This window comes from Parvibaculum sp. (assembly GCF_035511255.1).
In the GTDB taxonomy this organism is placed as follows: Bacteria; Pseudomonadota; Alphaproteobacteria; order Parvibaculales; family Parvibaculaceae; genus Parvibaculum.
Genome location: NZ_DATKFR010000025.1, coordinates 1 through 8,934, shown reverse-complemented (window position 1 = coordinate 8,934; position 8,934 = coordinate 1). Strand labels below are relative to the sequence as shown.

Here is an 8,934-nt window from a genome sequence, read left to right as displayed (position 1 = left end):
GCCGGCGGGCTGATCGGCGCGGATCGCGGCAATGGCGTCGGCGGCGCGATCATCGGCGCGCTGATCGGCGGCTCCATCGGCCGGATGATCGACATGAGCGATCAGGCCTGTATCGGCCAGGTGCTCGAATATGCGCCGTCGAACCAGCCGGTCTATTGGGAAGATAGCGGCGCGCAATATCAGGTGGTGCCGCTCAGGACCTACGAGGCTGACGGCGGGCGCTACTGCCGTGAATATCAGACCTATGTCTATATCGGCGGCCGGGAAGAGCAGGCTTACGGCACGGCCTGCCGGCAGCCGGACGGGTCGTGGCAGGCAATGAATTGAGACGGGTCGGGGAACTGAGACGAACCGGGGATAAGTTTTTGTACGGAGAATCTCGTTCGGCGTCGAAAATCGCCCCTTGACCAGCGTGACGCTCCTTCCCATCTATCCGGTTATCTCCGGAAGTGCGTCCGGAACGAAAAGGCCGCATACCTGGATGCGGCCTTTGTCGTTTACGGTCTTTCCGGGCCTCGCCCTTCGAGACGCCGCTGCGCGGCTCCTCAGGGTGAGGGTGTCATTCGGAATATCTCCTCACCCTGAGGAGCGATGCGCAAGCATCGCGTCTCGAAGGGCGAGGCCCCGTCGCGTCAGTCCGGGCGTTTGCCCGTGATGCGGGTCACGTCGCGGACGGCGCCGCGGGCGGCGCTGGTCGTCATCGCGGCATAGGCCTGCAATGCAGGGGAGACGCGGCGCTTGCGCTTTTCCTTGGGGTGCCAGCCGTCGGCTTCCATTTTCTCGCGGCGCGCGGCGAGGGTGGCGTCGTCGACGGCAAGATGGATCGAGCGCTTCGGGATGTCGATCTCGATGCGGTCGCCCGTTTCGACGAGGCCGATGGTGCCGCCTTCAGCGGCTTCGGGCGAGACGTGGCCGATCGAAAGGCCCGAGGTTCCGCCGGAGAAACGTCCGTCGGTGACGAGGGCGCAGGCTTTGCCGAGGCCCTTCGACTTGATGTAGCTCGTCGGGTAGAGCATTTCCTGCATGCCGGGTCCGCCGCGCGGACCTTCAAAACGGATGACGACCACTTCGCCGGCCTTCACCTCGTTGTTGAGAATGCCGAGGACGGCGGAGTCCTGGCTCTCGTAGACGCGGGCCGTGCCCGAGAAGGTGAGGATCGAGGCGTCGACGCCGGCCGTCTTCACGATGCAGCCGTCTTCGGCGATGTTGCCATAGAGAACGGCAAGGCCGCCATCCTGGCTGTAGGCATGGGCCTTGTCGCGGATGACGCCCTCTTCCCGGTCGAGATCGAGATCGGCGAAGCGGCGCGACTGCGAGAAAGCTTCCGTGGTGCGGACACCGCCGGGCGCCGCGCGGAAGAATTCATGCGCGTGGTTGTTCTTGGTCCGGCCGATGTCCCAATGGTCGATGGCTTCGCCCATCGTCGAACTGTGGACCGTCGGCACGTCGCGATGGATCAGCCCGGCGCGGTCGAGCTCGCCCAGAATGGCGAAAACGCCGCCGGCCCGATGCACGTCTTCCATATGGACGTCGGCAACCGCCGGCGCGACCTTGCAAAGGTTCGGCACGCGATGCGACAGCCGGTCGATGTCCTTCATCGAGAAGGCGATTTCGCCCTCATGTGCGGCGGCGAGGAGATGCAGCACCGTGTTGGTCGACCCGCCCATGGCGATGTCGAGCGACATGGCGTTCTCGAAGGCCTCGAAGGTCGCGACGTTGCGCGGCAACACGCTCTGGTCGTCGGTCTCGTAGTGGCGGCGCGTGATCTCGACGATCAGACGGCCGGCTTCGAGGAAGAGACCCTTGCGGTCGGAATGGGTCGCCAGCGTCGAGCCGTTGCCCGGCAGAGAGAGGCCGAGGGCTTCGGTGAGGCAGTTCATCGAGTTCGCGGTGAACATGCCGGAGCAGGAACCGCAGGTCGGGCAGGCGGAGCGTTCGATCACCGCGACCTGTTCGTCGGAGACCTTGTCGTCGGCGGCGGCGACCATCGCGTCGATCAGGTCGATGGCGCGGTCCTCGTCGTCCCACTTCACCTTGCCGGCTTCCATCGGGCCGCCGGAGACGAAGACGACCGGAATGTTGAGGCGCATGGCGGCCATCAGCATGCCGGGCGTGATCTTGTCGCAATTGGAAATGCAGACGAGGGCGTCGGCGCAATGCGAGTTGACCATGTACTCGACGCTGTCGGCGATGAGGTCGCGCGAGGGCAGGCTGTAGAGCATGCCGTCATGGCCCATGGCGATGCCGTCATCGACCGCAATGGTGTTGAATTCCTTGGCGACGCCGCCCGCCTTCTCGATCTCGCGGGCGACCATCTGGCCGAGATCCTTGAGATGCACGTGACCCGGAACGAACTGCGTGAAGGAGTTCGCGATGGCGATGATCGGCTTGCCAAAATCGCCGTCCTTCATGCCGGTGGCGCGCCAGAGGCCGCGGGCGCCGGCCATGTTGCGGCCATGGGTCGATGTGCGTGAACGATAGGGGGGCACTGCCTTGTCCTTTCGAATGGAGCGGGCCTGTCTCTCTATATGGGGACGATGCCTCGATACAGGGACAGGCGGGGGCTCGCATTGCCGTTTCGGGCGTCTTTTTATCCGGGCGCGCCGCCGGATACAAATAGCATGAAAAGACGGGGAAATGCCCATGAGGAGGGCGCGGGTTTTGAAGGGCGCCGGCGAAACGGCGGTGGCGGATTCGTCCACCCCTCACCCTACTTCGGGTAAGGCTCGGGCCTTGCCCTCGCCAACCCTTCGTATCCCTCTCCCCTCCCGCCCGAATGCCGATGGGAACGGCTGCGCTCGGGCGGGAGGGGAGAGGGAGGAGCGAGCGAAAGCGAGCGGAGGGTGAGGGGAGGAGGAACGAAGCGCTGGCGGCGCGAGCGTCAGTAGAGATTGTCCTTCGCGTCCTGGTCGAGCATCGCGTCGATGGCGGCGGGCGGAACGGGAAGGTTCATCTGGTCGCGCAGCATCTGGCCGAAGCTCGGCAGCGTGTCGCGGGGGACATGGCTTTCGGGGGACCAAAGAGCGGAACGCTTCAGCGCCTTGGTGCAGTGGAGGTAGACCTCCTTCACCTCGATCACGAGAACGCTGCGCGGCGGCTTGCCGTCGACGGTGAAGCGGGCCATCAGCTCGGGCGCGGTGACGGTTTCGGCGACACCGTTGACGCGCAGCATCTCGTCGAAACCGGGCAGGAAGAAAAGCAACCCGACGGAAGGCGAATGAGCGATGTTGGTCAGCGTGTCGAGGCGGTTGTTGCCGGGCCGGTCGGGCATGGCGAGGCGCCGGTCGTCGAGAATGTGGACGAAGCCCGGCTCGCCGCCGCGCGGCGAGACGTCGGCGAGGCCGTCGGGCCGGCTGGTGCCGATGCAGAGGAAGGGAGAAAGTTCGATGAAGCGACGGCTGTGGGGATCGATCCAGTCGAGCTGTTTGTTGACCGCACCGTCACCGGGTTTGGGATAGACGGTCCTGAGATCCGCTTCGCTCTTGAGCCCGCTCATGGCCGCTCCTCCTCGTGCTGGTGAGGCGGCGAGATTATTGAGAATCGCTCGCAAACACAAGGCCGCTCAGCCAGTCTTCGCCGCTCTCTGGCCGGGATCGTAATAGAAGCGCTCCGCCGCGATTTTTTCGCCGCGCCATTTCTGAAGAGCGACCTCGTTCATCTCGAGAGCAAGCCGGCCTTCCGCGTCGAAGAATTTGAAGATCCAGTTGATCGCCACATGGTCGCCTTCGATGAGGGCGGGGCCGACCTTTTCGGATTCGATACGGCCATCGGCGAAGGCCCCCATGACGCCGCGTTCATGCGCGATGAGCAGGTCGCGGCCCCGGCGCGTTTCGCCGAAGTTCTCCTGCATGGTGGCATCCTCGGTATAGAAGCGCTTGATGGCTTCGTCGTGCCTGCCCGAGACGACAGTGTCGATGAATTGCTGGACGGTCTCACGGCTGGGCATGACGGTCCTCCAGTTCGGGTTACGATGATTTAACATACCGAATGTATGTAAGATACAATATGTGTCAATCCTGTCAAACCTTAGTCTGGAGCCATGAGCGCAAAACCTGAAAAGAGCCGCCGCGAGGAATATTCGGACGCGACTCGCGAAGCCCTTCTGGAGGCGGGACAGCGTCTCTTCACGACACAAGGCTATCAGCAGACGGGCATCGAGGCGGTCGCGCAGGCGAGCCGGGTGACGCGCGGCGCGCTCTATCACCACTTCGAGGACAAGCGCGCATTGTTCGACGCGGTGGTCATGCGGCTGCAGGCGGAGGCGGCGGAAAGCGTGTTGCGGCGCGCGGGCGCTGAAAGCGATCCGTGGGCTGCAATGCATGCAGGGACGGAAGCCTTTCTCGATGTCTGCATGGAGCCGTCCTATCTGCGGCTCGTCATTCAGGACGGGCCGGCGGTTCTCGGCGCGGCGCGGCATCGCGAGATCGACGCGGCCTATCCGCTGGGGCTGCTGACCACGGCCTTGAAAGCTCTGAAGAAGGCGGGCGAAATCGAGTTCGACAATGTCGATCTGCTGGCGAGTCTCATCGCCGCGATGGAATGCCGGGCGGCGTTGCTGATGGCGGAAGCGAAGGACCCGGCGAAACTCAAGATGCAGGCCCTTCAGGCGATAGACCGCACTTTGACGGCCTTTCGGCGCCGCTGAAACGGCGGGCAGCGGCCGGGGCACTTCGCTCATAAAAGATGCATTCACGGAGCATTCTGAAAACCGGGTCTAAGGTTTTCGAATTTTGAGGGGTGAAGCGCGACGGGAATGGCGCTAGCATCCTGGAGGTGGCAGGCACGGTCGGGACCATCCGCCGTTCGTGCGCCGCTTCCTTCCTTGGGCATCGCAAGCCCGTCAGACTTCAAAATGAAGCCAACCAGGAGCTTCTTCATGATCGGAAAAATCGGGACAGGGCTCGCCGCGCTGGCCGTCGCCGGGGTGATCTCGGCCAGTGCCCACGCGGCCGAGGAGAAAGTCCTCAACATCTACAACTGGTCCGACTACATCGCCGAAGACACGGTCGCGAAATTCGAGAAAGAGACCGGGATCAAGGTCCGCTACGACGTCTATGACGGCAACGAAACGCTCGAGGCCAAGCTGCTCGCAGGCCACTCGGGCTACGACATCGTCGTGCCGACGGCCTTTCCGTTCCTCGACCGGCAGGTCAAGGCGGGCGTCTACAAGAAGCTCGATAAGAGCAAGATTCCGAACTACAAGAATCTCGATCCCGCGCTCATGAAGCAGGTTGCGGCCGCAGATCCGGGCAACGAACATGCCGTGATCTGGATGTGGGGCACGACCGGCATCGGCTACAATGTGAAGGCGGTCGAAAAGCGCATTCCGAACGCGCCGGTCTCCTCGCTCGATCTGGTCTTCAAGCCGGAGAACGCGAAGAAGCTCAAGGATTGCGGCATCACGATGCTGGACAGCCCGACGGACATCATGCCGATCGTGCTCAACTACCTCCACATCGATCCGAACTCGCAGAAGCCGGAAGACCTCGAAAAGGCCAAGGACCTGCTGATGAGCATCCGGCCCTACATCAAGTACTTCCATTCCTCGCAATACATCAACGATCTCGCCAATGGCGACATCTGCGTCGCGATCGGCTGGTCGGGCGACGTCTTCCAGGCCAAGAGCCGCGCCGCGGAAGCGAAGAACGGCGTCGAGATCGAATATTCGATCCCGAAGGAAGGCACGATGATCTGGTTCGACAACATGGTCATTCCCGCCGACGCTCCGCACCCGGAGAATGCGTTGAAGTGGATCAACTTCATCCTGAAGCCGGAAATCGAGGCGGCGAATTCGGACTATGTCGCCTATGCCAATCCGGTGCCGGCCTCGAAGGCGCTGATGAGCAAGGAAATCGCGGACAATCCGGTGATCTATCCGCCGGAGGAGGTCATGACCAAGCTCTTTGCCGTGCCGACCAAGGCGGAAAAGTTCAACAGGCTGCAGACGCGCGCCTGGACGACGATCCGCACGGGTCAGTAAAGAATACAGAACCCCGGCCGAAAGGCCGGGGTTTTTCGTTCCAGGTTAAATTTCAGACCAGTTTCTGCTTATCGGGGGCGACATGGCGGATGTGAGGGCTTCTACTCCGGCGGACAAGGCAATGGCGGCGCTCGCGCGCATCGGCCTCACCGGCAAGCGCATCGTCATCGGCATTCCGCTGATCTGGCTCACGCTCTTCTTCCTGCTGCCGTTTCTGATCGTCCTCAAGATCAGCTTCTCGACGCAGATCATCGGCATTCCGCCGTTCACACCGCTCTTCGACTGGAGCGGGGACGGATGGCTGCCGCAATTGCAGATCGACTGGTCGAACTACAGCTACCTGTTCGAAGACCAGCTCTACATCGTTTCCTATTTCAACTCGGTCAAGATCGCCTTCATCTCGACCTGCATCTGCACGCTGATCGCCTATCCGGTCGCCTATGGCGTCGCGCGCGTGCCTGAAAGCTGGCGCAACCCGTTGCTGCTGCTGATCGTGCTGCCGTTCTGGACCTCGCTGCTGCTGCGCGTCTACGCCTGGATCGGGCTGCTGAAGAACAACGGCATCATCAACAACGTGCTCATCACGCTCGGCATCATCAACGATCCGCTGCCGATGATGAACAACGCCTTCTCGGTCTATGTCGGCATCGTCTATTCCTATCTGCCCTTCATGCTGCTGCCGCTTTACGCGACGCTGTCCAGACTCGATTTCACGCTGCTCGAAGCGGCGGCCGATCTCGGCGCCTCGCGGACGCGGGCTTTTCTGAGCGTGACGCTGCCGCTGTCGATTCCCGGCGTCATCGCCGGCGCGATGCTCGTCTTCATTCCGGCGATCGGCGAATTCGTCATCCCGTCGCTGCTCGGCGGCCCGAGCACGACGATGATCGGCCGCGTGATCTGGGACGAATTCTTCGAGAACCAGGCATGGCCGGTCGCGTCCGCGGTCGCGATCGCGCTGATGCTCTTCCTCGTCGTGCCGATCATGATTTTCCAGTACTACCAGACGCGCTCGGAGGTTCAGCCATGAAGGTCACCGGCCTGTCGCCTTTCGTGCTCGTCTGCATGGTGCTCGGCTTCGTCTTTCTCTATGCGCCGATCGTCATGCTCATCGTCTTTTCGTTCAACGCCTCGCGCCTCGTCACGGTATGGGCGGGCTTCTCGACCAAGTGGTACGGCGAGTTGCTTCATGACGATCAGGTGCTGGGCGCCGCCTATCTCAGCTTCCGCATCGCCTTCATGAACGGCATCCTCTCGGTCATCATCGGCACGATGGCGGCATTTGCGCTGGTGCGCTTCGGCCGCTTCTGGGGGCGCTCGATCATGATCCAGTCGATCTCGTCGCGGCTCGTTCTGCCGGACGTAATCCTCGGCCTGTCGATCCTGCTGCTCTTCGTCTCGTCGCGCAGCCTCATCGGCTGGCCGGAACAGCGCGGCGTGCTGACGATCCTGATCTCGCATGTGACCTTCTCGTCTGCCTATGTGGCGATCGTCGTGCAGTCGCGTCTGGCCGGGCTCGACCGGACCTATGAGGAGGCGGCCTTCGATCTCGGGGCGCCACCCTTCACGGTCTTCCGAACGATCACGCTGCCGCTGATCGCGCCGTCGCTCATTGCGGGGTTTCTGCTCGCCTTCATTCTCTCTTTCGACGATCTCGTGATCGCGAGCTTCGCCTCGGGGCCGAGCGCGACGACGCTGCCGATGGTGATCTTCTCGAAGGTGAGGCTCGGCATTTCGCCGGAGGTCAATGCGCTGGCGACGATCATCGTCGTCATGGTGGCGATCGGCGTCGTTTTCGCCGGGCGGCTGCTGCAGCAGCAGGATACCGACCGCAAGAAGGGGTGAGGGCGATACTCTCACCCCCTTTGCTCAGGGCCCCCCACCCGAAAAATCCGTCGGATTTTTCGACCTCCCCCGAGCGGGAGGTATAGCGAGGGCATCGGGTTATTCGGCCGCCTGCATGTTGAGTTGCAAGGAGCGCGTCACCGTGGCGACGATTTCGCGGTTGTCATGGTCCCAGGGATGGAAGTCGCGGCGGAAGAAATCCATCCAGGGGCGGCCGAGGCCGCGCATCGCACCGCCCTTGCCGAAGAGGAACTTCATTCCGCCGAGCCAGAGCTTCACCTTCGAGCCCTTGTAATCCTTCAGCATCGCACGCATGTGGCGGAACGTATCCCAGAAGAATTCGAGGGTGATCGCGATCATCAGGCGGCGGCGCATATTCGGCGTACCGCCGACGGCGCGATAGACGTCGAAGGCGACGGCCTTATGCTCGCTTTCCTCAATGGCGTGCCAGCGCCAGAGGGCGGCAAGGTGCGGCTCCGCGCCCTCCATCATTTCGGGCCGGCGCAGCAGCGCGTCGGCGAGGATCGCGGTCCAGTGCTCATAGGCGACCGTCGCGCCGAGATGTACGATCGGCGGCATATGCTTCTGCGCCCAGGCGATGCGCCGACGGATCGGCGCTTCGAGCTTGTCCAGCGAATAGCCGCGGCTGGAGCAAAGGGCCTCGTTGTATTTCTGGTGCTCGCGGCGGTGAATCGACTCTTGCGCGGTGAAGCCGCGGATCTCGGCCATCAGCTCGGGGTCGGTGATCTGGTCGCGATAGTGCTTCACGCTGTCGATGAACTGCTGCTCGCCGACCGGAAACATGATCGAGAGCGCGTTGTAGTAAGCGGTGATGAAAGGGTCGCCGCTATGCCAGTCGGTGGCGAGCGCCGCCTCGACGTTGAAGTTCAGGTTGCGCGGCTCAATCGAGACGTCGGCCGGCGTGTGAGACATCCTGGGCGAGTTTGCGGTCGAGGCGGTCATGGGGCCATCTCCATCGGGCTCAATTATCTGTCCGGGCACGATTTCCGTCGGGGAAATCTGCGCTCACGTCATAGTGACATGAATGTAAGGAGCTTTCCCCGGCTTTCGAGGGGTTATTTTGGCTAATCGGGGGGTCCGATGTGGCCAAA

At 62.6% G+C, this 8,934-nt stretch carries 9 protein-coding genes; 5 read left to right on the top strand and 4 right to left on the bottom strand.

Features of this window, described 5'->3' with window-relative positions; all coding sequences use genetic code 11:
• The coding region (locus VMR03_RS00850; RefSeq protein ID WP_325401325.1) for a hypothetical protein at positions 1-327 on the top strand (327 nt) is incomplete at its 5' end.
• A 305-nt stretch (positions 328-632) separates the two neighbouring features.
• Here VMR03_RS00850 and ilvD read toward each other — a convergent pair.
• From ilvD to VMR03_RS00835, 3 genes are all read right to left on the bottom strand, one after another.
• Positions 633-2,489 carry a dihydroxy-acid dehydratase gene (gene ilvD, locus VMR03_RS00845; protein ID WP_325401323.1) on the bottom strand — a complete coding sequence of 619 codons (1,857 nt, stop codon included), beginning with the start codon at positions 2,487-2,489 and terminating at the stop codon, positions 633-635.
• A 392-nt stretch (positions 2,490-2,881) separates the two neighbouring features.
• Positions 2,882-3,496: a pyridoxamine 5'-phosphate oxidase family protein gene (locus tag VMR03_RS00840; RefSeq protein WP_325401321.1), complete on the bottom strand. Its 615-nt coding sequence runs from the start codon at positions 3,494-3,496 to the stop codon at positions 2,882-2,884.
• Positions 3,497-3,562: 66 nt separating this feature from the next.
• Positions 3,563-3,946, bottom strand: coding sequence for a nuclear transport factor 2 family protein (locus VMR03_RS00835; protein ID WP_325401319.1), 384 nt, complete (start codon positions 3,944-3,946; stop codon positions 3,563-3,565).
• A 93-nt stretch (positions 3,947-4,039) separates the two neighbouring features.
• Between VMR03_RS00835 and VMR03_RS00830 the strand changes: the two genes are divergently transcribed.
• The 4 genes from VMR03_RS00830 (at position 4,040) to VMR03_RS00815 (ending at position 7,822) form a co-directional block, all read left to right on the top strand.
• Positions 4,040-4,645 carry a helix-turn-helix domain-containing protein gene (locus tag VMR03_RS00830; protein ID WP_325401317.1) on the top strand — a complete coding sequence of 202 codons (606 nt, stop codon included), beginning with the start codon at positions 4,040-4,042 and terminating at the stop codon, positions 4,643-4,645.
• A gap of 231 nt (positions 4,646-4,876) precedes the next feature.
• A complete protein-coding gene (locus VMR03_RS00825; RefSeq protein WP_325401315.1) occupies positions 4,877-5,980 on the top strand; it encodes a polyamine ABC transporter substrate-binding protein in 1,104 nt (367 codons plus the stop codon).
• A gap of 82 nt (positions 5,981-6,062) precedes the next feature.
• Positions 6,063-7,007, top strand: a complete 945-nt coding sequence (locus VMR03_RS00820) for an ABC transporter permease subunit (protein WP_325401313.1) — start codon at positions 6,063-6,065, stop codon at positions 7,005-7,007.
• Complete coding sequence (locus VMR03_RS00815) at positions 7,004-7,822, top strand: ABC transporter permease subunit (RefSeq protein ID WP_325401311.1); 819 nt, start codon at positions 7,004-7,006, stop codon at positions 7,820-7,822. Before VMR03_RS00820 ends, VMR03_RS00815 begins: the two co-directional genes overlap by 4 nt.
• 99 nt (positions 7,823-7,921) lie before the next feature.
• Here the strand turns inward: VMR03_RS00815 and VMR03_RS00810 are convergent, their stop codons facing one another.
• Positions 7,922-8,785, bottom strand: coding sequence for a metal-dependent hydrolase (locus tag VMR03_RS00810; protein ID WP_325401309.1), 864 nt, complete (start codon positions 8,783-8,785; stop codon positions 7,922-7,924).
• Positions 8,786-8,934 lie beyond the last annotated feature (149 nt).